The sequence below is a fragment of the Streptomyces sp. WELS2 genome (genome assembly GCF_013870595.1).
Lineage (GTDB): Bacteria > Actinomycetota > Actinomycetes > Streptomycetales > Streptomycetaceae > Streptomyces.
Genome location: NZ_JACBWZ010001020.1, coordinates 1 through 1,993, shown reverse-complemented (window position 1 = coordinate 1,993; position 1,993 = coordinate 1). Strand labels below are relative to the sequence as shown.

4 protein-coding genes are annotated in these 1,993 nt (G+C 74.0%); 3 read left to right on the top strand and 1 reads right to left on the bottom strand.

Going from position 1 to position 1,993, the window contains the following annotated elements; translation table 11 throughout:
- Positions 1-532: NAD(P)-dependent oxidoreductase (locus H5J33_RS33050; RefSeq protein ID WP_181798396.1), on the top strand; the 532-nt coding region annotated here is incomplete at its 5' end.
- 48 nt (positions 533-580) lie between these two features.
- Here the strand turns inward: H5J33_RS33050 and H5J33_RS33045 are convergent.
- The gene (locus H5J33_RS33045) at positions 581-1,021 is read right to left on the bottom strand and encodes a PPOX class F420-dependent oxidoreductase (protein ID WP_181798395.1); all 441 of its coding nucleotides are present in this window, start codon (positions 1,019-1,021) and stop codon (positions 581-583) included.
- An 89-nt stretch (positions 1,022-1,110) separates the two neighbouring features.
- Here H5J33_RS33045 and H5J33_RS33040 point away from each other — a divergent pair, with 89 nt between their 5' ends.
- A complete protein-coding gene (locus H5J33_RS33040; RefSeq protein ID WP_181798394.1) occupies positions 1,111-1,692 on the top strand; it encodes a TetR/AcrR family transcriptional regulator in 582 nt (193 codons plus the stop codon).
- Positions 1,689-1,993, top strand: a 305-nt coding sequence (locus H5J33_RS33035) for an MFS transporter (protein WP_181798393.1), incomplete at its 3' end; no start/stop codon positions are given. The genes H5J33_RS33040 and H5J33_RS33035, both read left to right, overlap by 4 nt.

Genomic DNA, 1,993 nt, shown 5'->3' with positions numbered 1-1,993 from the left:
ATGGCCAGGGCGACGAGCGGAACAGGGGCGGCTGGTGGCGATGCTCGCCGGCGAGGAGGACGCCGTGGCCGCCGTACGGCCGCTGCTCGCGCCGATGTGCCGGGAGACGTTCGATTGCGGCGCGGTGCCGGGCGCGCTGCTGATGAAGCTGTCGGTGAACCTCTTCCTGATCACCCAGGTGACCGGGCTGGCCGAGGCGTTCCACTTCGCCGAGCGGCAGGGACTGGACCGCCGGCTGTTCCTGGAGGTCCTGGACGCGGGCCCGATGGCCAGCGCGGTGTCCCGGATGAAGGCGCCCAAGCTGCGCGAGCGGGACTTCACGGTGCAGGCGGCGGCGCTGGACGTGCTCAAGAACAACCGGCTGATCGCCGACGCGGCCCGTGACGCCCGCCTCGCCTCCCCGCTCCTGGACGTGTGTCACGCCCTGTTCCGGGAGACGGTGGCCCGGGGCCACGGCGGGGAGGACATGGTGGCGGTGCTGCGCGCGATCGAGGCGCGGACCGCCGGGACACGGACGGCAGAAGCTCCGTAGCCGGACGGCCCCACCCCTTCGCGCGCCCCACCGGGCCCCCGCCCCGGGTCAGCTCTTGCGCGGGATGCCGTACGCGCGCTCGACGTGCAGTCGCAGCACCAGGCGGCGGTCGCGGACCATGGCGGCCCGGAAGTCGTCCCAGTCCGGGTGTTCGCCGAGGACGTCGCGGTAGAGCCGTTCCAGTTCCGCCACGGTGTCGTCGCCCGGGTCGGCGGCGACCGGGGCCAGCTCGGCGGTGCCCTCGGCGACGGTGTACGCCCAGCGGTCGGCGCTGGTGACGTGGTACGAGGCGCGCGGGTCGCGCCGCAGGTTGCGGGTCTTGGCGCGGTCGTCGGTGACCGAGATCCGGATGATCCGCTCGTCGGGGTAGTAGGCGTGGCTGACGTTGGACAGCTGGGGGCGGCCGTCGCGCCGGAGAGTGACCAGTACACCGCTGTGGCCCTCGGAGAGCAGGCCGAGGAGCGCTTCTTGCGTGGGGTCTTGAGTCATACCCCGGTCAACCCGTCCCGGCGCCCCGTGCATTCCCGGTCGCACAGCGTGAGTAGACACTGTCTACGCGCGGCTGGTAGACAGTGTCCATGACCGAGTCCGACACCAGCCTGCGCGACCGTCTCGTCGACGCCGGCGTGGACCTGCTGGCCGCCGAGGGCCCCCAGGCGCTGACGCTGCGGGAGATCGCCCGGCGCACCGGCGTCTCGCACGGCGCGCCGCGCCGCTACTTCCCCACCCACCTGGAGCTGCTGTCCGCCATCGCCCGGCGGGGCTTCGCCGACCTGGCCGAGCGGGTGCGGCAGGCGCTGGACCGGGAGACCGGCGACGCCCGCGCCCGGGTGGCCGCGCCGGCCCGGGCGTACCTGGAGTTCGCGCTGGAGCAGCCCGGCATGTACGAGCTGATGTTCCGTCACGATCTGCTGGAGAGCGGCCGGCTGGGGCTGCGGGAGACGAGCCTGCCGCTGTTCTCGCTGCTCGCCGGCCTGATCGCCGCGGCCGCCCCGGACGCAGACGCCCCGCGCGTGGCGGGTGCCCTGTGGGCCAACCTGCACGGACTGGCCCAGCTGTGGCGCTGGCGGAGCCTGCAACTGGCCACCGGCGAGGAGGACTTGGCTCCCCTGCTGGAGACGGTCCTGGCCGCGCATCTGGGTCCGGGCGGCGGCCGGTGAACCGGCCCTGGACGCTGGCGAGCAGTGTCGCGGGCGCGGTGGTCGTCGCGCTGGACGGTACCGCCCTCACGGTCGCCCAGCCCAGCCTGCAACGGGACCTGAGCGCCTCGTTCGCCCAGGTGCAGTGGACCAGCACCGCCTATCTCGTCGCGGTGGCGAGCCTGCTGGTGTTCGCGGGGCGGCTCGGCGACCGGTACGGGCAGTGGCGGGTGTTCGGGCTCGGGATGCTCGGCTTCGGCGCCGCCTCGGCGGGCATCGCCGTGGCCCCCGGGGTGGGCTGGGTGATCGTACTGCGGGCGGT